Genomic DNA, 21,591 nt, shown 5'->3' on the forward strand with positions numbered 1-21,591 from the left:
GCGATATCGCATTCTCCGTTCAGGAGAATATCATATTCACGAGGCAGCTCACCCGGCCGAGACGAGATCCGTTGTGCCCCAGCCTCCGGTGACCAGGAGTTCGCCGCAGCGGAACCGCTCGCTCGTCTCGCCCGCGACCACGGGCAACCCCACTGCCGTCAGCGCACAGTCCTTGAAGGTCTGTGCCGCCACGCTGATCCGGTGGTGCACGGTGTCGAGGCGGTCGTCCAGGCTCGCCGGGACCGATTCGCCCCACACCACGACTTCGGCCCGGCGGTGATCGAGGCAGTCGAGCAGCCCGGCGCGGACTCGCGCATCGGCGGTGAACGGGTCCGCGGCGACGGCCAGCGCATGGGGCCACGGATCATGGACCGCCGCGGCGAGCGAGGCATCCAGGTCGAGCACGCTCGCGCCGAGGATCTCCACCGCGTCGGCGTCGCGCGGATCGGCCAGCACCACGGTGACTTCCCAGCCCGCCATCGTGCGGTCACACAGCCAGCCACCGGCGTGCCGCACCACATCGACGGCGGTGCCGGCGACCACGGCGAGCCGGTAGCGCAGATGGTGCCGCCGGATCTCGGCTCGCCGCCGCGGCGCCGATCGGGTCGCTCCACGAAAGTCCTGTGCAGTCATTGGAGAAGTATATTCTCATTTGAGAAGAATCAAACCGTCAACGGCGTGTGGTTGTTCCCGCGCCGGAGAGGAGGCCGTCATGGCCCTGCCCCCGCTTCCCGAGGACCGATGGGACGACGAGGTGGATGCGGCGCTGTCGCGCATGCTGCCCAAGGAGCGGCGCAACCCGGCGCAGGCGGGCAACGCGCTGTCGGTCCTGGTCCGCCATCCCCGGCTGACCCGCGCCTTCCTCGGGTTCAACACGCATCTGCTGTTCGGCTCCACCCTCGAACCCCGGTTGCGTGAGCTGGCGGTGCTGCGCGTGGCACACCGCCGCGACTGCGCCTACGAATGGCAGCATCACGCCGAAATGGGCAGGGAAGCCGGTCTTTCCGATGCCGAGATCGACGCGGCCCGCCGGGTCGGCACCGCGCCCGACGAGTTCGATCGGCTCGTTCTCGACGCGGTCGACGAACTGGACGAGAAGTCCGCGCTGTCCGACGCGACGTGGACCGCACTGGGCGCCCGGCTCGACGACCGTCAGCGCATGGATTTCGTCTTCACCGTGGGCTGCTACACGACATTGGCCATGGCGTTCAACACCTTCGGCGTCACACCGGACGAAACCGCGGGACGGCCGCGGCACTGACGCGCGGGTCGCGCGGGCCCCACCGGCACGCGCGATCCTCCCTGAGCCGGGCCCGAGCACGGAACCCGGGCCGCGGCCGGACCGGTTCAGCTCCTCGGCAGGCCGAGGACGCGTTGCGCGATGATGTTGCGCTGGATCTCGGAGGTCCCGCCGGCGATGGTCCCGGAGAAACTGCGCAGGTAGCGCTCGAACCAGCCGCTGGAGAAGTGCTCCAGATTCAGCGGATTCGGCGGCGAGGTCACCGCCGGATGCGCCAGCCCGTCCGCACCGACAGCGTCGAGCGCCCGCTCGGCGGCCGACTGCACCGCCTCGGACCCGAGCACCTTGAGCACGGACAGCGCGGGCACGTCCTGTTCGCCGCGTGATTCCCTGGCCAGCGCGGCCGAGCCGAGCAGGCGCAACGCGTAGCTGTCCATCACCAGCCGTGCGTAGGCGTCACGGTCGAGTTCGGTGCGCGGCCGGAAGTCGCCGAGCAGATCCTCCAGGCGATCGGCGAATCCCAGCCACAGCAGGGTGCGTTCGTGCCCGAGCGACCCATTGGCCACCGACCAGCCCTCGTTCTCGGGCCCGACCCGATTGGCCACCGGCACCCGGACACCGTCGAAGTAGACCTCGTTGAAGTCCAGATCCTCGGGCGCGCACGCCGACGGGAACGGCCGCCGGGTGACACCCGGGATGTCGGTCGGGATCAGCAACACGCTGATCCCCTTGTGCTTGGGGGCATCCGGGTCGGTGCGCACGAAGGTGAGCAGCACATCGGCGTGGTGGGCGCCGGAGGTCCAGACCTTCTGCCCGTCCACCACGTAGTGGTCACCGTCGCGGACCGCCTTGGTCCGCAGTCCCGCCAGATCCGAACCGGCGCCCGGCTCGCTCATGCCGAGCGCGGCGGTGATCTCGGCGCGCAGGATCGGGATCGCCCACTGCCGTTGCTGTTCGGCGGTGCCGAACGACAGCAGCGAGGCGGCGATGATGCCGACCCCCTGCGGGTTGAAACTGTGGTAGATCCGCCGCTTGGACAGCTCCTCGTGGAAGACGTACTGCTGCAGCACCGAGGCGTCGCGGCCGCCGAACTCCGGGGTGTTGCCGGGCAGCAGCCACCCGTTGTCGAAGAGCAGCCGCTGCCAGCGCCGGGCCCAGTCCGGTACGTGCGCACTGGATTCCGAGCGCTGCGCCGCCTCGTCCGCGCCGGGCAGATGCTCGGTGAGGAAGGCGACGAACTCCGCGCGGAAGGCCTCGACCTCGGAATCAAAGCTGAGTTGCACGGTATTCCTCCGTCACGAGTGCTCGATGCTCGGCGGCGCCACCGAGCAGCAGTTCGCCCGCCTTCGCGCGTTTGAGCGCGAACTGCAGGTCGTTTTCCCAGGTGAAACCCATGGCGCCGAAGAGCTGGAGGCCGTGCCGGAATACCAGCGACTGACATTCTCCCGCAGCGGCTTTGGCCATCGACGCCGCCAGCCGCCGCCGGGGATCGTCGGCCGCCAGGCACAGCGCGGCGAAGAAGCCCAGCGCCTGCGCCCGTTCGATCGCTACATGCATGTCGGCGGCCTTGTGCTGCACCGCCTGGAACGACCCGATCGGCACCCCGAACTGAGTGCGGTCCCGAACATGGTCGAGCGCCAGCTCCAGGATCCGGCGGCAGGCACCGACGGTGGCCAGTGCCACCCCGGTGAGCGCGACCTGACGGGCCCGCGCCACCTCGACCTCGACCCGGTCGGCACCGCCCACCGCGACACCGTCGAAGGTGACCTCGGCCAGATGCAGCACCGGGTCGAAAACCGGTGTGCGGCGGGTGATCACCGACTCGGCGCCGACAACGAACACCCCGGCGCCGGTGACCACCGCGAGCTGCTCGGCCCGGTCACCGTCGAGCACCTGGTGGGCCGTGCCGGACAACCGCCAGCCCGCACCGTCGCGGGCGGCGGTGATCCCGCCGTACACCGCGGCCCCCGGCCGGTCGAGGCAGGCCGCGGCCGGTGCCAACGGCGCGAACTGGGTCATCGTCGCGAGAAACGGTGTCGGGTCGGTGGCGCGGCCCAGTTCCTCGCAGACGATGCCCAGCTCGACCGCGGCGCCGGGCTCGCCGAGTTCGGTCCAGCCGAGACCGACATAGGTCCGCCACAGCGCGGCGTGGTCGGCACCCTTGTCCGCGATGTCCCTGATCAGGGACGGCGGGCAGTGCTTGGCGGCGACCTCACGCACGATCTCGCGCAGCAGCCGCTGCTCGGAGTCGAACTCGAACAGCATCGCTCGGCTCCGCTACTTCAGCATGCTGCCGGCATCGACCGGCAGCGAGACACCGGTGATGAACCGCGCCTCGTCGGAGACCAGATACAGGATCGCGTTGCTGACATCCACCGGATCCACCCACGGCGTCGGCAGGGTATGGAACATCTGGCAGATCGGCTTCAGATCATCCGGACCCGGGCTCTCCAGGTCGGGGCGGAACAGCTTGTAGGTGCCCTCGTTGAGCAGCATGGAGGTGCTGACGTGGGTGGGGTGCACCGAGTTGACGCGAATGGACTGGTGCCCGTGCTCCACGGCGAAGGTGCGCATCAGCCCGACCACGCCGTGCTTGGCCGCCACGTAGTGCCCGACGTTCGGGTAGGCCTTGAGCCCGCCCACCGAGCCGGTCAGCACGACCGCGCCGCCACCGGCCGCGACCAGGTGCGGGACACCGGCTTTCACGCTCTTCCAGACGCCGCCGAGGTTGACGGCGATCATGTCGTCCCACAGCGTCTCGTCGAGCTCGGCCAGTGCGCCGCCCTCGTTGCCGATGCCCGCGTTGGCGACGATGATGTCGAGCTTGCCCAGCTGCTCGACACCGCTGTCCACCGCCGCTTTGAGCGCGTCGTAGTCGCGCACGTCGACCTCGGCGGTGACCACCCGCCTGCCTTCGGCTTTCACCAGCTCGGCGGTCTCGGCCAGGTCCGCGGGGGTGGACATGGGGAAGGGCACGTTGTCGAGCTGCTTGCAGACATCGATGGCGATGATGTCGGCGCCCTCCTGCGCCAGCCGCACCGCGTGGCTGCGGCCCTGGCCGCGTGCCGCGCCGGTGATGAAGGCGACCTTGCCGTCTACTCGTCCGGTCATCGTGAACCTCTTTCTTCTGGGGTGAAGGTGATGTGCAGGTCGGACAGGCCGCGCAGGATGAAGGTCGGCTCGTAGCGGTAGGTCCGGTCACCGGCGGGGCCGTGCTTGTCCTCGTCGATGCGGATGTCGAGCATCCGGTCCAGGATCCGCTCGATCGACACGCGTCCCTCGACCCGCGCGAGCGGGGCGCCGGGGCAGGAGTGCACACCGCGTCCGAAGGCCATGTGCTCGCGGAAGTTGGTGCGGCCCAGCTGGAATTCGTGCGGGTTGTCGAAGCGGCGCGGATCGCGGTTGGCCGCACCGGGGCAGACCATCACCGTCGAGCCGACCGGGATCTCGACGTCACCGACGGTGGTGGCGCGCTTGGCGAGCCGGAAGCCGGACTTCACCGGTGCGTCCAGCCGCAGGGTCTCCTCGATGAACGCGGGGATCAGGCTGCGATCTTCACGCAGTGCCTGCTGTACCTCGGGGTGATCGCCGAGGATCCGCAGGGCGGCGCTGAGCAGTTTGGCGGTCGTCTCCTGGCCCGCGCCGAAGAGGAAGGTGGCCGAGCGGACCACGTCGATCACCTCGGGGGTGGAGCCGTCGGGGTACTTCGCCAGCGCGAGCGAGGTCAGCACGTCGTCGCGTGGGTTCTCGCGGCGCTCGGAGATGTAGCCGACGAACTTCTCGTCGAGCCATTCCAGCGGATTTGACGCGACGATCTCGTTGTCGAGCGCACCGACCCTGGCACCAGGACGCTCGGCACCGAGCACGATCCGGAACTGCTCGTGGTCCTCCTCCGGCACCCCGAGCATGTCGGCGACCACCAGCAGCGAGAACGGCTTGGCGTAGTCGACCAGGAACTCCGACTTGCCCGCCGCGAGGAACTCGTCGAGCTGGCGGTCGGCCAGCCGCCACATGAACGCCTCGTTCTCCTTCAGCCGGGCCGGGGTGAGCAGCCGGTTGAGCAGCGACCGCGCGTAGGTGTGCTGCGGCGGGTCCATGGTGACCATGTGCTCGTACATCGGCAGTTGCGAGCGGTGCTGTTCGAGCAGCTCGCTGATGTCGTCGCCCTCGATGGCGAAGGGCAGCGGCGGGAACGGGCCGCCGACGGAGATGGCCGAGGAGAACAGGTTCGCGTCGCGCAGCACCTCCACCGACTCGGCGTAGCCGGTCACCGCGTACACCCCGTACTGCGATTCCTTCGTCACCGGGCACTTCGCGCGCAGGTGGTCGAAGTACGGGTGGGGATCGGGCACCAGGGCCGGATCGGTGAAGTAGTCGACGGTGTCGAAATCAGTCATGCGGATACTCCTGGGGAAACATCGTTGGATCAGGGCAGATAGACCCGGCTCGCGAGCCAGCGTCCGTCGACGAGCCGCATGGTCATCAGGACCCGGCTGCGATCGACGCGGGGATCGGCGGAGGCCGCGTTGGTGACGGTCTGGTCGATGAACAGCAGGACCTCGACCTCGGTCTCGGTCGCCGACTTCACCGCGGCCTCGAGCACCGTGCCCTTGCCGGTCGCCTTGTTCTCCTGCAGCAGTTCGCGCAGCTGGCCGCTGGAGCGGGTGTACATGTCACGGAACTCGCCGGTCGAGCCGTCGAGCACGGCGGCGAAATCGCTGTCGAGACGGCCGGAGTCGACGCTGGTCAGGGTCACCGCGTAGGCACGGGCGGCCGCCAGTGCGGCGTCGGCGGCGGCGTCCACCGCCCGCTCCTGGCGCAGCTGCCAGCCCAGGATCGCGGCGGCGGCGAGGGCGACGACCGCGACGAGTCCGAGCGCGGGCAGCAGCGCGCGGCGGCCGCCCCGCAGTCGGCGCAGCAGACCCGCCAGGCGCGCGGGCCGTTCGGCCGGGGCGGTGCCGCCTGCCTTCGGCGACGAAACCTCTTCCTCGGCACTCTCTTTCGGCTCGTCGTCGGTGGTCTTATCGGTCTTCCGGTCGATTACTACTGTGTCGGTGTCACTCATGGTGTCGTTCCTCGCGGTAGGGATCGGGCTGGGGCTGTGATCTGGGCCGGTCATCGCACCGGTGCCGGGGGTGGGTCGGGCAGCGGCGGACCGGCGAAGGTGAGCGGCAGCGACAGCGGCCCGATCGGTGTCGAGAACGTCTGCCGGGTGGGGCTCTCCCCGGCAGGCGGGGCGCCCGGGATGACGGTGCCGGGCGGGCGGGGCGCGTTGGCGGCGCCGCGGATCAGCACCGACGGGTCGGTGTTCGGGCAGTACGTGTACACGTACGGCTCCGGGAAGTCGGGCAGCGACGGTGACCGGCGGGGCAGGTCGTAGTCGCAGGAGTAGCGGGGATACAGGTTCACCAGGCCCCAGACGCCACCGTCGTGGAAGGCGACAGCGATGGCCTCCAGGGTGGACCCGTCACGTTCGGTCGGGAAGAAGAATTCCCGCAGCGCGGGCACCCGGGCGCCGGTGACCTCGGCGACCACCCCGAGGTTGTCGAGGAGCTGCCCACCGGTGCCGCTGTTCTGCGCGATCACCGCGTCCAGCGCGCGCAGCGTGCCGGGTGCCGCGCCGAGCAGTTCCACATAGCCACCGGATTTCGCGCTCGCCCCGGTCAGCACCTGGTTCAGGTCGCCGGCGAAGCCGCCGAGTCCGGGGGTGAGATCGCGAATGGTCCCGAGCACCTGTCTGCTGTCGCGGATCAGGCCGACGGTCTGGGGCAGCACCGAGTCCAGGGTGGAGATCAGGAAGATGCCGCCGTCGATGAGGTCGGACAGCTTCCGCGCGCCCTGCGGGCCGACCCCGAACTCGTCGACGACGGCCGCCAGTTGGGCCGGATCCACTCGGGCCAGAGTGGAATCCAGCTGTCCGAGGGTCTGCCACAGCGGGGTCGGTGTGCTGGTCCGTTCCACCGCCACCTCGGCGCCGTCGGTCAGGAAGGGTCCGTCGTCGCGGGTCGGCCGGAAGTCCAGATACTGCTCACCGGCCAGCGACAGGCTCGCCACCCGCACCTCACCCTCGGCGGGGACGGCGGTCCCGGCGTCGATCACCGCGACCGCGACGAGGCCGCGCTCGGTGAGCGAGACCGACTCCACGGTGCCGATCGGTACCCCGCGCAGCGCGACGGTACGACCGGCCAGCAGCCCACCGGAATCGGCGAGGTCGACCCGGACCCGATAGGTCGCGGCGGCGGGATTCACGCCGAGCGCGCCGAAGGCCAGATAGCCGATGCCGAGCACCAGGATCACCACCAGCGACAGGGCCGAGGCCGTCGCGCGCCGCGCGCGGACCGCCCGTACCGCGTCGACCAGGCCGCGGGCCGCCGTCTCTCTCACGCCGGCGCTCATCGACCAGCTCCGGTGATCCGGCCCTGCAGGCGGAGCAGGGTGTAGGTGAGGGTGCCGACGAAGTTCGTCCAGTCCCGCGCGTCGGGCAGCCTGCTCTCCGGATCGCCGGGATGGTTGACGTCGGGCAGCACGCCGAGCGCCAGGTCCTGGAAGTCGGCGTCGGTGCTGGCCGCGGTGCTGGTGGTGACCGCGATCACCGGACCCAGCATCGAGTTCATCGCCGCCACACTGGCGTTCGGGTTCGTCGCGGCGGCGTTGAGCTGCTCGGCGATGCGGTTGATGTCGGCGATCATGCCGGTGGTCGCGGTGCCGTCGAGGCCGGGGAACTTCGCGAGCTGCCGCGAGAGCCGGTCGACCTCGCCCACCAGCGAGAGCGCTTGCGCGGAGTTGTCGCGCAGCGTGGTCAGCGCGGGCCCGGCCGAGGTGAGGACATCGTCGATGGTGCCGGTCTGCTCGTGCAGGGTGAGCGCGAGCCGGTCGACTTCGCCGAGGGTGGCGCGGATGTCGTCGGAGCGGGCCGCGAGCGACTGGACCACCCGGGTCGATTGCGCGATCAGCTCGGCCATCCGGTCGCCGCGATCGCCGACGGCGCGGCCGAGCCCGTTGACGATGGTCGTGAGATTGCGGATGGCGCCGCCGTTCACCAGCAGCGAGGCCGTGGTGAGCAGTTCCTCGACAGTGGCCGCGGCCGAGGTGTGCTCGCGGGCGATGCGGTCGCCGTCGGCCAGCGCCGGAGTGGCCGCGGTGGCGTCAGCGGGGGCGGTCAGCGCGACGAACACATCGCCGAGCGGGGTGGCGGTCCGCAGTTCGGCGGTGGTCCCCAGCGGGAGCCGCACATCCGGACGGACGCTCAGGGTCACCACGGCGGTGTAGTCGTGCACCGCCATCTCGGTCACCTCACCGACCTCGGCGCCGGAGAGCCGGACCTTCGCCTTCGCGGGCAGGTTGAGCGCGTTCGCGAAATCGGCTCGGACAGTGTAGTTCTCGCTGCCGCCGCCGGGCGCGGGCAGCGGCAGATCGCCGAGCCCGACGGCGCAACCGGTGCCCGAGCACAGGGCCGCGAGCGCGAGCGCCGCGAGACGGGAGCTACGCGGCGGCCTCATCGGGGCATCCTCGACATCGCGTCGAGCATGTCGGTGATCCCGAAGTCGGGGCCGAAGTCCTGCAATGTCCCGGTGGCGCAACCCAATTGGCGCAGCCCGAGGATATTGCAGACCTCCTTGACCAGCTGACCGTCGAAGAAGACCTTGTCCAGCAGGGCGTGCACGCGTACCCCGCGGTACTCGAAATCGACGGCCCGGTAGGCGTTGTTGAGCAGCAGCGGCGTCACATCGATGAACTCGGCGAGCTGACCGCGATAGTCGGCCAGCGCCTTGGTTACCGTGGCGGTATCGGCCACCGTCGTCCGCAGCACGCCGGCGTTCTCGGCGAGCAGGGTGTCGGTCTGGCGCAGGATCTCGACGAGCTGGGCGCCGGTGCCCCCGGTACCGATCCCGAGATCGGCGACGACATCGCCGAGTTGCCCGGTGGCGGTACCGAATTCGTGGATGGTCTGTTCGTTGGCCGCGGCGGCGCCCACCAGGGCGGCGAGCTGGTCGACCAGCTGGGTGAGGGTCTCGCGGGTGGCCTCGCCGCCGTCCTCCCCGAGCTTCACCGCCGCGGCGAGCTGATCGAGGGTGTCGCGCAGTTGCGGGCCGCTGCCGGTGGCGATCGCCGAGGACGCGCCGAGCAACCGCGCGACCGGCCCGTCACCCGGCTGCTCGCCCTCGAGCTCACCGGCCATCCGGTCGGCGGCGCCGAGCAGCCGGTCGAACTCCATCGGGGTGCGGGTGCGGTCCAGGCCGAGGCGCGCGCCGTCGGCGAGGGTGGGTCCGCCCCGGTAGACCGGGGTGAGTTCGACGTGGCGGTCGGTGAGCACCGACGTCGACAGCGTCACCGCCCGGACATCGGCGGGGATCTCGACATCGCGGTCCACCGCCAGGGTGACCTCCACATGCGACCCGCGCGGCTCCACGGCGGTGACCTCGCCCACCGACATGCCGAGCACCGCGACGGCATTGCCCACATAGAGGCCGGCGGCGTTGTCGAACAGCGCGGTCACCGTGGTCCGGCGGTCGCCCTGGATCGGGCTGTCGGCGAATCCGGCCGCCGCGCCGATCAGCAGCACGACAGCGGCGCCGAGCAGTACACGTCCGGCTCTCATCGACAGTCCTCGAAGTAGGGGGGCAGATTGACCATCTGCGCGCGCCCGCCCAGCGCGCACATCCACGAATCGATGAGCGGTCCGGCCGGCGCGGTGAAGTCGACCTCGTTGCCGGTGCCGGAGGCATTGGCGAAGTTGCGGACCGGGATGGGCAGGATCTCGAGGGTGTTGCGCAGCAGCTCGTCGTTGCGGGCGAGGCTGCCGAGCAGGCCGTCGAGTCCGGCCAGCAGGCTGTCCACGGCGGGGCGGTCCTCGACCACCAGCGTGCGCACCTGATCGGCGAGGTCGCGGGTGGCGTTCATCAAGCCGGCCACCGCGTCGCGACGGGCCACGATCTCGGTGAGCAGGTCGCGGCCCTGGACCATCACCGCGGCCAGGTCGGCCTGCTGGCGGTTGATCACGGTGGTGAGGTCCGCGGTGCTGGTCAGCAGCGCGCTCATCTCCCCGCGCCGGTCACCGACGACGGCGGCCAGCGTGCGCAGGTTGGCCAGCATGGCGGGCAGGACCGACGGCACGCCGTCGAGCTGGGCGGCCAGCGCGGTCAGCGAGTCACCGATCCGGGCGGCGTCGATCTGGTCGAAGGTGACGGTCGCGTTGTCCAGGGCGGTCTGCAGATCGTAGGGAACCTCGGTGTGCGCCAAGGTGATCCGCCGATCCGGCAGCGTCCCCTCCCCCGCGGGCCGCAGTTCCACGTAGCGGGCGCCGAGCAGGGTGGTGAGCTTGACGGCCGCCCCGGTCGCCGCGCCCAGCGGCACCGCGGAATCGACGTCGAGCTCGACCACCACCCGGTCACCGGCCAGCCGGGTGCCGCCCACGGTGCCGACCGAGACGCCGGCGACGGTCACCGCGTCACCGCTGCTGATGCCCGCGGCCTGGGCGAACTCCGCCTCATAGCGGGTGGTGCCTGCGCCGAGCGCGTGCACACCGATCGCACCGGCGGTCGCCGCGACCAGCACCGCGACCGCGCACAGCCCGACCACCGCCTTGCGATGCTCCTCGATCGGCCGTCTTACCAGCCGGAACCATTGCCGGACAGTCTCTTTCATCGTCGCCTCACCTGCAGATCGGTGAATACTCGGGTTGCCCGCTCGGCGTGGCGAGACCGACCACCGTCGGTACCAGCGCCACGAGCGAGGGCAGCAGGGTGATGTTGAAATTGCACAGGTAGGTGCTCAGATACGAGCCCTCCTGACTGACCCGGGCCAGGCCCTTCATCAGCGCGGGCAGATTGAAGCCGAGGTAGGCGAAGTTCTCCTTGTTCGCCTCGAAATGCCGGGTGAAGCCGGGCTCGCGGTAGAGCATGGCGTTCAGATCCGGTTCCATCTCGTTGAGCAGCCCGGCCATCCGGCCGGTGACCAGTGATGCGGAATCCAGCGTGCCGAGCAGTTCGTCGCGGTGTTCGGCCAGGCCGCCGATGATCGCGCGCGACTGGCTGATCAGACCGCTCACCTCGCCGCTGCGCCGCGCCAGGTCGCCGACCACCCGGCTCAGGTTGGTGATCACCGCGCCGAGCACCTGGTCGGGCCCGGCCAGCGACTGCGCCAGCGACGACACCTGTTCGATCAGCAGCACCAGCGAGGTCTGATCGCCTTGCAGTGCGGTGATCAACGCGCCGGTGACGTTGTCGACCTGCGCGGGGTCGAGCCCGCCGAACAACGGCTCGAAACCGTTGAGCAGACCGGAGATGTCGAAGGACGGCTCGGTGTGTTCCAGCGGGATCTCCGCGCCGCCCGCCAGCGGCCTCGGATCGCCGAACTCGGCGAGGGCGAGACCGAGATAGCGCTGGCCGATGACGTTCTGGTAGGTGATCGAGGCCTTCGTGTCGCCGTAGAGCACCTGGTCCTCGGCCACCCGGAACCGCACCCGGGCCTGGACGCCCGACAATTCGATGCGGTCGACCCGCCCGACCCTGACACCGGCCATCCGCACGTCGTCACCGACGCGCAGGCCGCTGACATCGGCGAACATGGCCGAATATTGCTTCGTGTCGCCGTTGATGCCGCGGTCGAGGGTCACATAGGTCACCCAGATCAGCGCCATCGCGACCGTCACGAACAGGCTCACCCCGATGAGCGACTTGCGGTAACTCATCGCGGGACCCCCATCGGCAGCGGGCCGTCGGCCAGCAGCGGCGCCAGCAGCGCCTCGGCACCGTTGTGGGTGCCGCCCAGCGCCTGCTCGAGCAAAGCCTCGAGCTCCGGCGGGAGTTCACCGGCGAGCTCGGGCGCGGTCGGATAGGTCCGCGGGTCCATGACCTGGGGTACCTCCTCGATCGGCACCGAGGTGGGCGCGGTCGCGCAACTCGGGCCTGCCAGCTCCCCGTAGCGGGGGCAGTCGGCCCGGGTGTAGGGGGTGTGCGGGGTGAGGCGGAACTGGAATTTGCCACGGCCACGCGGACTGTCGGCGTTCCAGAACTCCGCGAACCACAGGTCCGAGAGCTTGCGGATGCTCAGCACGATCTGGGTGAACGACGGTGAGCCCGCCGCGAACACGTCGAGTACCGGACCCATCTCGTGCACGATTTCGGTGAGCTGGTCGGTGCGGCGGTCCAGGGTCGCGCCGACCGCGCCGAGGGTGGTCCCGCTCGCGGTGAGCAGGCCCGCCAGCTGGTCGTGCTGTTCGGCGAAGGTGCGCATCGGCAGCACGGCGTGGTGCAGCGCGTCGAGCAGTTCGGGTGCGGCGGCGGTCAGTCCGCGGACCGAATCGGCCAGCATGGTCAAGGTGGGCGGGCCGCCGTCGGGGGCGAGCAGCACGTCGAATTCCCTGGTGATGCGGTCGAGCCGGGCGCCCGCGCCGACCAGGTCGTCGCCGCGCCGGTCGGTGGCCTCGGCCACGGCGGCCAGCACGCCCACCGTGCCGGCGCCGCCGATCCGGGCGGTGGCGGCGATGATCTCGCGCAGCTTGGTCAGCGCGGTCTGCAGCTGCACCGTGGACAGGCCGGTGTCCTGGCGGATCTCGATGTGCGCGGTGAGCGCGGGGCCGGGACCGTTGTCGACCAGCTGGACCGAGGAGACGGCGAAGACGTTGCTCGGCACCACCCGTGCCGTCACGTTACGCGGAATGCCCTGGGCCGCAACCGGGTCGAGCAGCAGCCGGACCCGGTTGGTCGTTCCGCCGTTCGCCGGGGTCACCCCGTCGACGATGCCGACCAGCATCCCGCGGAATTTCACATCCGAGCGTGCGGGCAGGCCGTCGCCGAGCTGCTCGAGGACCGCGACCACCTCGACCTTCTCGTCGAAGCGCCCGGTCGACTTCATCAGCAGCACGCCGACCACCAGCGTGCTCGCCACGAGCACCGCGCATCCGCGCAGCAGCAGCATCCAGCCGGCCGGGCCGCGTCCGTCCTTCTCGAAGAGCACCGACACGCCGCTCACCCACCCAGCCGTGCGCTGGCGTCGATGCCCCAGATCGCCACCGTGAGCAGCAGATTGACGATGATCATCAACGAGATCGCCGCGCGCATCGCGCGGCCGGCGGCGATGCCGACCCCCTGCGGTCCGCCCGCGGCGTAATAGCCGTAGTAGCACTGCACGGTCGAGGTGATGATCACGAAGACGACGGCCTTCCCCAGGGAGTACACGATGTCGGGAACGTTGAGCACGAGCTGGAAATAGTGCTCGTAGGTACCCGCGGACAGCCCACCCGACATCCCGACGACGACCCGCACGGCCAGGTAGTTGGCGGCCAGGCAGACCAGATACAGCGGGACGATCGCCACCATCGACGCCAGCAGCCGGGTGCTCACCAGGTAGGGCACCGACCGGATGCCCATCGACTCCATCGCGTCGATCTCCTCGGCGATGCCCATCGCGCCCAGCTGGGCGGTGAACCGGCAGCCCGCCTGCGCCGCGAAGGCCAGCGAGGCCATGATCGGCGCCAGTTCCCTGGTCGATGCGGTGGAGGCGATCAGGCCGATGGTCGGTTCCATCCCGAGCAGGTGCAGGGCGTTGTAGCCCTCCAGCCCGACGATGGCCCCACCTGCGGCGCCGAGCACGATGATCACCCCGGCGGTCCCGCCACCCACCACGATCGAGCCGTTGCCCCAGGTGATGTCGGACAGGATGCGCAGGAACTCGGTGCGGTAGTGCCGCAGCATCACCGGGATGGAGAACAGCGCGCGCAGCAGGAAGGTCAACATGTGCCCGAGCCGCATGACCGCGATGCCCGCTCGCCGCGACAGCCGCGCGACGGCGCGGGTGCCCAGCGGGCGATACGGCGACGCCATCACAGGCCCTGCCGCGGGAACAGGACCATGAACAGCTGGGTGAACACGACGTTCACCAGCATCAGCAGCAGGATCGAGGAGACCACCGTCGAATTGACGGAGTTGGCGACACCGGCCGGACCGCCTTCGGTGTGCAGGCCCTTCTCGCAGGCCACCACCGCGACGATCATTCCGTAGACCACCGCCTTGACCAGCGTCAGCCACAGGTCGCCGACAGTGGCGAAGGAGGCGAAGGTGGCCACGAAGCTGCCCGGCGCGCCGTTCTGGGCGAAGACGTTGAACAGGTAGCCGGCCAGGAAGCCGACGAAGCACACCACACCGGTGAGCGAGACACCGACGAGCACCGCCGCCGCGACCCGAGGCACCACCAACCGCCGCACGACCGAGACGCCCATGACCTCCATCGCGTCGAGTTCGTCGCGGATCTTGCGGGAACCCAGGTCGGCGCAGATCGCCGAGCCCACCGCCGAGGCCATCAGCAGCGCGGCGACCATCGGCGCGCCCTGGCGGATCACCGCGAGCCCGCTGGCCGCCCCGGCCAGCGAGGTCGCGCCGACCTGGCCGGCGAGCAGACCGAACTGGATCGACAGCGTCACCCCGATCGGGAGTGAGACGAAGATGGTCGGCAGCACCGCCGCCGAGGACATGAACGCCGACTGGCGGACGAACTCACCGAAGGCGAAGCGCCCGGTGGCGATGTCGGTGCCGAGGTACTGCACGGCGCGCACACCGAGGATGAACTGCCCGCCGACGGTCGCCAGCGCGGCCACCGGGTGCCGCCGCAGATAGCCGCGCCACCAGGAAGAGATCTCCCGGGTCGCTGACCTCACCGGGGGGACCGCAGCTTCGCGGGGGATCGTCATAGATGATCTTTCGGGTAGCTCCCGGAAATGAACTTCTCCATAGTGAGCTACGTCTCGCGGTCACGTCAAGAGTCATACAACCGATTTGAGAGAATTGAATTCTCATAACCGTCCTCAGCGCACGTCGACGCGCCGCGAGCGCACGCCGAACGCGGACATGACTGTGCCGACGCCATCAGCACGGCGCCGGCGAGGGACTACCTCAGCGGGACGAGGTCGCGCATCTCCCCGCGGAACGACGGGGGCAGCAGCGTTCCGGAGCGGAAGGATTCCACCGGCGGCACTGTGGCACCGGACAATCCGGCCGCGGCCAGGGCACAGGACTTGAAGGCACGGGCGGCGACGCTCACCCGATGACAGGCCGCGCCGACCCGGGCTTCGAGCTCGTCGGGCAGGTCCTCACCCCAGATCGCGACCTCGGCCAGGCCGAGGTCGAGGCAGTCGAGCACGCCGGCGCGGACCTGAGGTTCGGTGCGGAACATGTCGACCGAGACTGCGACGGCGGTCGGCCACAGGTCGTGGCGCGGCGCCGAGAGAGATTGACGCAGATCCAGCACGGTGGCACCGAGAATCTGCAGCGGGCCGACATTCTCGGGGTCGGCGACCAGCGCGGTCACCTCCCAGCCCGCGGCAGCCCGGTCGAACAGCCAGCCGCCCGCGTGCCGGACGATGTCGGCGGCATCCGGCCCTACCACGGCCAGTCGATGCCGCAGCGGGTGCCGGTGCGCGTGCGCGCGCCACCGATTGACCGAATGAACGCCCTGACCAGCAGCCATATCTTCATCCCCGTTTTCGCGGTGGCACCGCACCCGCGGAACGTCGTTGCCGATCACACCGTAATTTGATTCTCCCGAGCGCGAGGAAGGTTCTCGACGAACGGCAATGTGTGATCTAAATCTCATTGACGCCAGGCCTCGATGCGCTGAGCCGAGATCTCCAGCGATGGCACGGTCGCCGAAGCGCCCTTGTTCGCACTTGCGTAAATATGCTTCTCTCTTATAGAGAATCATATGCTCGCCGTGCGGCATCCTGCCCGGCCCGCCGATGAAGGAGTCCGCCGATGCGCACGATCCCGCCCGACTTGGCCCGCCACTACCGCGAACAGGGCTGGTGGACCGATCAAACCCTCGGCGATCTGCTCGCCGACGGGCTCGGCGCCGCGCCAGGGACGCCGTTCCGGGTGCACTCGGCGATCCGGCCGTGGTCGGGCACCGTCGGCGAGGTCGAACACCTCGCCCGCAGGCTCGCGGCCGGACTGCACCGGCGCGGAGTCGGGCCGGGCGACATCGTCGCCTTCCAGCTGCCGAACTGGATGGAGGCCGCGGCCGTCTTCTGGGCCTCGGCGTTTCTCGGCGCGACCGTCGTCCCGGTGGTGCACTTCTACGGCAGGCGGGAACTGACCCACATCCTGGAGACGGTCCGGCCCGAGGTGTTCGTGACCACCGACCGGTTCGGCAGCACGGAGTTCGCGCCGGAGGTCTACCGCGCGGTGCCGATCACCGGCGTGGTCGGTCGCGACTTCGAGGACCTGCTCGACGACGCGCCACTGACCGGCGTACTGCCGGTGGCACCGGAGCGACCCGCGCTGATCGCGTTCACCTCCGGCACCACCCGCGCGCCGAAAGGTGTTGTGCACAGCCATCACTCGCTCGGGCACGAGACACGGCAGCTGGCCGGGATCTACCCGGCCGACCGCGGCGACCAGATCACCGCGGCGCCGGTCGGGCATTTCATCGGCATGGTCAACGCCTTCCTCATCCCGGTGCTGGACCGGGCGCCGATCAATCTGGTCGACGTGTGGGATCCGGCGCGGGTCCTCGCGCTGATGACCGGCGAGGGACTCGCCGTCGGCGGCGGGGTGCCGTACTACGTCACCAGCCTGCTCGACCACCCGGACTGGACCGACGCGCACCTGCCGTACCTGCGCTACGCCGGACTCGGCGGCGCCGCGGTGCCCGCCGCGCTGACCAGGCGCCTGGACGACACCGGCATCACCGTCTACCGCTCGTACGGCAGCACCGAGCACCCGTCGATCACCGGCTCGCGCCATACCGCGCCGACGGGCAAGCGGTTGTTCACCGACGGCGACGCCCTGCCTGGCGTGGAGATCCGCCTTGCCCCCGACGGCGAGATCCTCAGCCGCGGACCGGATCTGTGCCTGGGCTACACCGAACCCGACCTCACCGCCGCCGCGTTCGACGCCGACGGCTGGTACCACACCGGCGACATCGGCGTGCTCGACGAGGACGGCTATCTCACCATCACCGACCGCAAGTCGGACATGATCATCCGCGGCGGCGAGAACATCAGCGCGCTCGAGGTCGAAGAGGTCCTGCTCGCACTGCCCGGTGTCGCCGAGGCGGTCGCCGTCGCGGTGGCCGATCCCCGGCTCGGTGAGCGAACCGCCGCGGTCCTGCGGCTGCTGCCCGGGCACGCCGAGCCCACCCTCGACCAGTTGCGCGCGCACTTCGCCGCGGCCGGGATGGCCAAGCAGAAGTGGCCCGAACAGGTGCACGTCGTCGCCGATTTCCCGCGCACCGCCAGCGGCAAGGTGCAGAAGTTCGTGGTGCGCCGCGACCTGTCCGCGCAGCACGAGGACATTGCCCTTCAATCCTGAAGAGAATATGATTCTCACAAATCGGTAAGGAGGATCCACATGACGAAGATCGAGCTGCCCTATCAGCTCTTCGACGCGGACAACCATCTCTACGAGACCAAGGAAGCGCTCACCCGGCACCTGCCCAAGCAGTACGAGGGCGCCATCCAGTACGTCGAGATCAACGGCCGCACCAAGATCGCGGTGCTCGGCCAGATCAGCGAGTACATCCCGAACCCGACCTTCGACGTGGTCGCGCGGCCGGGCGCCATGGAGGAGTACTTCAAGAACGGCAATCCCGAGGGCAAGAGCCGCCGCGAGATCTTCGGCAAGTCGATGAAGGCGATCGACGCCTTCCGCAATCCCGAGGCGCGGCTGCAGGTCATGGACGATCTGCAACTGCAGCGCGCGCTGATGTTCCCGACGCTGGCCAGCCTGGTCGAGGAGCGCATGCGCCACCATCCCGAACTGATCCACGCGGTGATCGAGTCGCTGAACCGGTGGATGCTCGAGGACTGGGGCCAGGACGGCAGCTTCGTCCACTCCGGGCGCATCTTCACCGTGCCGGTGATCACCCTGCCGATCGTCGAGCGCGCCATCGCCGAACTCAACTGGGCCGTGGTCGAACACGGCGCCAAGGCCATCCTGGTGCGGCCGGCGCCGGTGCCCGGCTACAAGGGCATGCGCTCGTTCGCGATGCCGGAGTTCGATCCGTTCTGGAAGCGGGTCGCCGAACTCGACGTGCTCGTCACCATGCACTCCTCCGACAGCGGCTACTCCCGCTTCGACGCCGAGTGGGAGGGCAACAGCCTGGAGATGCTGCCGTTCCAGACCAACACCTTCGCGATGACCAATCAGTGGCGGCCGGTCACCGACGCGGTCGCCTCGTGGGTGTGTCACGGTGCGCTCAATCGCTTCCCCGACTTGAAGATCGCGGTCATCGAGAACGGTTCGGCCTGGCTCGAGCCGCTGCTGCAGCAGCTCTCCGACGTCTACAAGAAGGCGCCGGAGGGGTTCGGCTTCCGCGATCCGATCGAGGCCATCAAGCAGAGCCTCTACGTCAGCCCGTTCTGGGAGGAGGACCTGCAGCGGCTCTCCGATGTCATGGGCGTCGACCACGTGCTGTTCGGGTCGGACTGGCCGCATCCGGAGGGCCTGGCCGAGCCGGCGCGCTACATCCACGAGCTCAAGGACATGCCGCAGGCGAACCAGGCCAAGATCATGGGCGGCAATCTCGCACGGCTGCTGAAGGTATGAGCTGGGAAACCCTCCCGCAGCTGGTGACGAGCGCGGCCGACCGCTTCGGGGACGCCGAAGCGGTCGTCGACGGCGAATTGCGCCTGAGCTTCACCGAACTCGCGGCCCGGGTACGCCGGGCCGCGGGCGCACTCGCGGCCGCGGGCATCGGCAAGGGCGACCGGGTCGCGCTGTGGGCACCCAACTCCGTGGAGTGGATGATCGCGGCGTTCGGCGTCCTCACCGCGGGCGCTGTGCTGGTCCCGGTGAACACGCGGTTCAAGGCGGGTGAGGCGGCCGACGTCATCCGGCGCAGCGGGGCGAGGGCGGTCCTGGTGGAACAGGGCTTCCTCGGCACCGACTACACCGGTGTCACCGAGGTGCCGGTGTTCGACCTGAAGTCCGGGTTCCTGGAGTCGGGCGAGCCGTTCGACTGTGCCGTCGCGGCAACCGATGTCGCCGACATCATCTTCACCTCGGGGACCACCGGACGGCCCAAGGGCGTCACGATGAACCACCGGCAGACGCTGCGGCTCTACGCGGAGTGGTGCGATCTGGCCGACCTGCGCGAGGGCGACCGGTATCTGATCGTCAATCCGTTCTTCCACACCTTCGGCTACAAGGCGGGACTGGTGGCCTCGCTCATCCGCGGCGCGACCGTCCTGCCGGTGCCGGTCTTCGATGTCGAGACCGTGCTGGAACTGGTGGAACGCGAACGGGTCACGATGCTGCCCGGCCCGCCCACCCTGTATCACGCGCTGCTGGAAGCCAAGGGCACCCGCGATCTGTCCTCGCTGCGCGCGGCGGTGACCGGTGCCGCCGACATCCCGGTGGAGCTCATCCGCCGGATCGCCCAGGAACTGCCGTTCCGGTCCATCATGACCGGCTACGGCCTCACCGAAGCGGGCACGGCCACCGCATCCCGTTCCGGTGACACCTTCGAACAGATCGCGACCACGGTGGGGCGACCCTGCGCCGGGGTCGAGGTCAGGATCGCCGAGGACGGCGAGGTTCTGGTTCGCGGATATTCGGTCATGCTGGGCTATCTCGACGATCCCGACGCGACCGCCGCGGCCGTGGATCCGGACGGGTGGCTGCACACCGGCGATCTCGGTGAGCTCGACATCGACGGCCACCTCCGCATCGTCGGACGGAAGAAGGACATGTTCATCGTCGGCGGATTCAACGCCTATCCAGCGGAGATCGAAGGGTTCCTGCTGGAACATCCCGCGGTCACCCAGGCCGCGGTGGTCGGCGTCCCCGACGAGCGGCTCGGCCAGGTGGGCCGGGCGTACGTGGTGACCAAGGCCGAGGTCACCGAGGAGGAGATCATTGCCTGGAGCCGGGACCGGATGGCCGGCTACAAGGTGCCGCGGTCGGTGCGGTTCCTGAATACCTTGCCGCTCAACGCGACCGGGAAGGTGATGAAGGACCAGCTGTCATGACCGCAGTCCGCGGGACCCCCGCGCGGTATGATTTTCCCATTGCGAGAATTACATTCTCGATAGACGGGTCGCTTATTTTCGATCGGGCGATCCCGGCGCAGCACCTGACAGAGCGAGGAGTCCCGTGAAGACCGACGACCTGATACTCGTGAGCATCGACGACCACGTGGTCGAGCCACTCGACATGTTCGACCACCACGTCCCCCGCAAATGGGCCGATTACGCACCCCGGGTGGTCGCCGACGACAAGGGCATCGACCACTGGATCTACCGGGACCGGCCGACCGGCGTCGCCGGGCTCAATGCCGTGGTCACCTGGCCTGCCGAGGAGTGGGGCCGCGACCCGGCCGGGTACGCGGAGATGCGCCCCGCCGTCTACAACGTGCACGACCGGGTGCGCGATATGGACGCCAACGGCGTGCTCACCTCCATGTGCTTCCCCACCTTCACCGGTTTCAGCGCGGGACATCTGAGCCGCGGCGGCCAGGACGAGATCACCGTCGCGATGATCTCGGCCTACAACGACTGGCACCTCGAGGACTGGGCCGGCGCCTATCCCGGACGCTTCATCCCGATCGGCATCCTGCCCATGTGGGATCCGCAGCCGGCGGTCGCCGAGATCGAACGCCTCGCCGCCCGCGGCTGCCACTCGGTGACCATGCCCGAACTGCCGCACATCGACGGCCTGCCCAGCTATCACGACATCGACTACTGGGCGCCGGTGTTCCAGGCGCTGCAGGACAACGAGACGGTCATGAACCTGCACATCGGCCAGGGCTTCGGCGTGCTGCGCCTTGCCCCGGACGCGCCGATCGACAATCTCATGGTGCTGGCGCCGAGCATTTCGCTGATCGCGGCCCAGGATCTGCTGTGGGGACCGGCTTTCCGGCGGTTCCCGAGACTGAAGGTCGCGCTGTCGGAGGGTGGCGTCGGCTGGATCCCGTTCTTCCTCGACCGCTCGGACCGGCACTACACCAACCAGCGCTGGCTGCGCCGCGACTTCGGCGGCAAACTGCCCAGCGAGGTCTTCCGCGAGCACGTGCTCGCCTGCTACGTCACCGACCGGACCGCGCTGAAGTTCCGCCACGACATCGGCATCGACAACATCGCCTGGGAATGCGACTACCCGCACTCGGATTCGATCTGGCCCAACGCGCCGGAATTCGTGCTCGAGGAACTGCTGGCCGCGGGTGCCGACGACGACGACATCCACAAGATCACCTGGGAGAACGCCTGCAGGCACTTCAACTGGAATCCGTTCGGGCACATCCCGCGCGAGCGGGCCACCGTCGGCGCGCTGCGCGCCACCGCCACCGATGTGGACGTCTCCACCCGCTCGCGCGCCGACTACGCGGCCGCCTACACCCGCCTGCACGGCTGAGGACCG

The 21,591-nt window shown here is 69.4% G+C and carries 20 protein-coding genes; 5 read left to right on the forward strand and 15 right to left on the reverse strand.

Annotated features, from left to right (window positions below; genetic code table 11):
• Positions 1-48: 48 nt before the first annotated feature.
• On the reverse strand, positions 49-633 hold the full coding sequence (locus tag ACWF82_RS02420; protein ID WP_452497172.1) for a hypothetical protein: 585 nt from the start codon (positions 631-633) through the stop codon (positions 49-51).
• 79 nt (positions 634-712) lie between these two features.
• Here ACWF82_RS02420 and ACWF82_RS02425 point away from each other — a divergent pair, with 79 nt between their 5' ends.
• Positions 713-1,261: a carboxymuconolactone decarboxylase family protein gene (locus tag ACWF82_RS02425; protein WP_452497174.1), complete on the forward strand. Its 549-nt coding sequence runs from the start codon at positions 713-715 to the stop codon at positions 1,259-1,261.
• A gap of 86 nt (positions 1,262-1,347) precedes the next feature.
• On the opposite strand, the gene ACWF82_RS02430 is transcribed toward ACWF82_RS02425, so the two are convergent.
• The 14 genes from ACWF82_RS02430 to ACWF82_RS02495 form a co-directional block, all read right to left on the reverse strand.
• Positions 1,348-2,523: an acyl-CoA dehydrogenase family protein gene (locus ACWF82_RS02430; protein ID WP_452497176.1), complete on the reverse strand. Its 1,176-nt coding sequence runs from the start codon at positions 2,521-2,523 to the stop codon at positions 1,348-1,350.
• Positions 2,507-3,505: an acyl-CoA dehydrogenase family protein gene (locus ACWF82_RS02435; protein WP_452497178.1), complete on the reverse strand. Its 999-nt coding sequence runs from the start codon at positions 3,503-3,505 to the stop codon at positions 2,507-2,509. Before ACWF82_RS02435 ends, ACWF82_RS02430 begins: the two co-directional genes overlap by 17 nt.
• A gap of 12 nt (positions 3,506-3,517) precedes the next feature.
• A complete protein-coding gene (locus ACWF82_RS02440) occupies positions 3,518-4,351 on the reverse strand; it encodes a mycofactocin-coupled SDR family oxidoreductase (RefSeq protein ID WP_452497180.1) in 834 nt (277 codons plus the stop codon).
• Complete coding sequence (locus ACWF82_RS02445; RefSeq protein ID WP_452497182.1) at positions 4,348-5,637, reverse strand: cytochrome P450; 1,290 nt, start codon at positions 5,635-5,637, stop codon at positions 4,348-4,350. The genes ACWF82_RS02440 and ACWF82_RS02445 overlap by 4 nt, the downstream gene beginning before the upstream one ends.
• Positions 5,638-5,666: 29 nt before the next feature.
• Positions 5,667-6,305, reverse strand: a complete 639-nt coding sequence (locus ACWF82_RS02450) for a hypothetical protein (protein WP_452497184.1) — start codon at positions 6,303-6,305, stop codon at positions 5,667-5,669.
• Between the two features lie 50 nt (positions 6,306-6,355).
• The gene (locus tag ACWF82_RS02455) at positions 6,356-7,624 is read right to left on the reverse strand and encodes an MlaD family protein (protein WP_452497186.1); all 1,269 of its coding nucleotides are present in this window, start codon (positions 7,622-7,624) and stop codon (positions 6,356-6,358) included.
• A gap of 8 nt (positions 7,625-7,632) precedes the next feature.
• The gene (locus ACWF82_RS02460; RefSeq protein WP_452497188.1) at positions 7,633-8,739 is read right to left on the reverse strand and encodes an MlaD family protein; all 1,107 of its coding nucleotides are present in this window, start codon (positions 8,737-8,739) and stop codon (positions 7,633-7,635) included.
• Entirely contained in the window at positions 8,736-9,839 is a 1,104-nt protein-coding gene (locus ACWF82_RS02465; protein WP_452497190.1) for an MCE family protein, read from the reverse strand. Before ACWF82_RS02465 ends, ACWF82_RS02460 begins: the two co-directional genes overlap by 4 nt.
• Positions 9,836-10,885, reverse strand: coding sequence for an MCE family protein (locus ACWF82_RS02470; RefSeq protein ID WP_452497192.1), 1,050 nt, complete (start codon positions 10,883-10,885; stop codon positions 9,836-9,838). Before ACWF82_RS02470 ends, ACWF82_RS02465 begins: the two co-directional genes overlap by 4 nt.
• A gap of 7 nt (positions 10,886-10,892) precedes the next feature.
• Positions 10,893-11,930: an MlaD family protein gene (locus ACWF82_RS02475; RefSeq protein ID WP_452497194.1), complete on the reverse strand. Its 1,038-nt coding sequence runs from the start codon at positions 11,928-11,930 to the stop codon at positions 10,893-10,895.
• Positions 11,927-13,204 carry an MlaD family protein gene (locus ACWF82_RS02480; RefSeq protein ID WP_452497196.1) on the reverse strand — a complete coding sequence of 426 codons (1,278 nt, stop codon included), beginning with the start codon at positions 13,202-13,204 and terminating at the stop codon, positions 11,927-11,929. Before ACWF82_RS02480 ends, ACWF82_RS02475 begins: the two co-directional genes overlap by 4 nt.
• A 5-nt stretch (positions 13,205-13,209) precedes the next feature.
• Complete coding sequence (locus ACWF82_RS02485; protein WP_452497198.1) at positions 13,210-14,064, reverse strand: ABC transporter permease; 855 nt, start codon at positions 14,062-14,064, stop codon at positions 13,210-13,212.
• Positions 14,064-14,927, reverse strand: coding sequence for an MlaE family ABC transporter permease (locus tag ACWF82_RS02490; RefSeq protein WP_452497200.1), 864 nt, complete (start codon positions 14,925-14,927; stop codon positions 14,064-14,066). Before ACWF82_RS02490 ends, ACWF82_RS02485 begins: the two co-directional genes overlap by 1 nt.
• 197 nt (positions 14,928-15,124) lie before the next feature.
• The gene (locus tag ACWF82_RS02495) at positions 15,125-15,703 is read right to left on the reverse strand and encodes a hypothetical protein (RefSeq protein WP_452497202.1); all 579 of its coding nucleotides are present in this window, start codon (positions 15,701-15,703) and stop codon (positions 15,125-15,127) included.
• Between the two features lie 284 nt (positions 15,704-15,987).
• On the opposite strand from ACWF82_RS02495, the gene ACWF82_RS02500 reads away from it, so the two are divergent.
• The 4 genes from ACWF82_RS02500 to ACWF82_RS02515 all read left to right on the forward strand — a co-directional run bounded on the left by ACWF82_RS02500 (position 15,988) and on the right by ACWF82_RS02515 (position 21,585).
• Complete coding sequence (locus tag ACWF82_RS02500) at positions 15,988-17,544, forward strand: AMP-binding protein (protein WP_452497204.1); 1,557 nt, start codon at positions 15,988-15,990, stop codon at positions 17,542-17,544.
• 39 nt (positions 17,545-17,583) lie between these two features.
• The gene (locus ACWF82_RS02505; RefSeq protein ID WP_452497206.1) at positions 17,584-18,780 is read left to right on the forward strand and encodes an amidohydrolase family protein; all 1,197 of its coding nucleotides are present in this window, start codon (positions 17,584-17,586) and stop codon (positions 18,778-18,780) included.
• On the forward strand, positions 18,777-20,204 hold the full coding sequence (locus ACWF82_RS02510; RefSeq protein WP_452497208.1) for a FadD3 family acyl-CoA ligase: 1,428 nt from the start codon (positions 18,777-18,779) through the stop codon (positions 20,202-20,204). Before ACWF82_RS02505 ends, ACWF82_RS02510 begins: the two co-directional genes overlap by 4 nt.
• A 124-nt stretch (positions 20,205-20,328) precedes the next feature.
• Positions 20,329-21,585 carry an amidohydrolase family protein gene (locus ACWF82_RS02515; protein ID WP_452497210.1) on the forward strand — a complete coding sequence of 419 codons (1,257 nt, stop codon included), beginning with the start codon at positions 20,329-20,331 and terminating at the stop codon, positions 21,583-21,585.
• Positions 21,586-21,591: the final 6 nt, after the last annotated feature.

Source organism: Nocardia sp. NPDC055053 (genome assembly GCF_053608285.1).